Source organism: Streptomyces anatolicus (assembly GCF_019400875.1).
In the GTDB taxonomy this organism is placed as follows: domain Bacteria; phylum Actinomycetota; class Actinomycetes; order Streptomycetales; family Streptomycetaceae; genus Streptomyces; species Streptomyces anatolicus.
The window spans coordinates 1-1,072 of the sequence record NZ_WMBF01000857.1 but is presented as its reverse complement, the minus strand read 5'-3'; the positions used below and the strand labels follow the sequence as shown (position 1 = coordinate 1,072).

At 76.5% G+C, this 1,072-nt stretch carries 1 protein-coding gene; it reads right to left on the bottom strand.

All coding sequences use genetic code 11. The features are described 5' to 3' along the window. A partial coding sequence (locus GKQ77_RS32985) for an amino acid adenylation domain-containing protein (RefSeq protein ID WP_219692816.1) occupies positions 1 to 1,072 on the bottom strand: 1,072 nt, incomplete at both ends.

The following is a 1,072-nucleotide window of genomic DNA, read 5'->3' as shown; positions in this document are numbered from 1 at the left end:
CTTCTGGGCCGGAGAGGCGGCCTGGGTGTCGCCGCCGGGGGCGTCCTCGGCGGGGGAGGCCCCGTCCGGCGCGGGGGCGTTCTCGGCGGGGGAGGCCTCGCCCGGCGCGGTGGCGGACCCGCGCGGGACCGCGTAGGCGAGGAGGCGCTTGCCGTGGGGCGTGTCGCGGGCGATCACCGCGGCCTGGGCCACCGCGGGGTGGGACGCGAGGCACGCCTGGATCTCGCCCAGCTCGACGCGGAAGCCGCGGATCTTCACCTGGTCGTCGCCGCGCCCCAGGAACTCCAGGGTGCCGTCGTCACGGCGCCGCACGAGGTCCCCGGTGCGGTACATGCGGCCCCCCGGGTCGCCGTGCAGCGCCCCGAACGGATCGGCGACGAAGCGCTCGGCGGTCAGGTCCGGGCGCCCGAGATAGCCGCGGGCCAGACACGCCCCGGCGACATACAGCTCACCGGTGACGCCGGGGGGCGCCGGACGGAGGGAGGAGTCGAGGACGTAGACGCGGGAGGCACGCACGGGGTGCCCGGTGGTGCTCCCGTCGGGGCCGGGCAGCCAGTAGTAGGCGTCGACGGTCGTCTCGGTCGGCCCGTACAGGTTGATCGGGCGCGTCCCGGGCGTGGACGCGAGCCGTTCCCACAGCGGGGCGGCGACGGCCTCGCCGCCCACGACCACGACGGCGGGCCGGTGCCTGCCCTCGTCGAGCAGGCCCTCGGCGACCAGCGCCTCCGCGTAGGAGGGGGTGACGTCCAGGTAGTCGACGCGGTGCTCGTCGACGTACGCGGCGAGCACCGCCGGATCGCGGTACGCGGCGTCGTCGAGGAGGTGGAGCTCGTGGCCGTGGACCATCCACAGCACCGGGTCCCAGGACGCGTCGAAGGCGAACGAGGCGCTGTGCGCGACCCGCAGCCGGTCCCGGCCCGTGCGCGCGACGGCGGGGCCGACGTGGTCCTCGCCGTGCCCGGCGAGGAGGTTGGCGAGCGAGGCGTGGGTGACGAGGACGCCCTTGGGGCGTCCTGTGGAACCGGAGGTGTGGATGACGTAGGCGGGGTCGCAGGGCCGGGGTGAGGCGGCG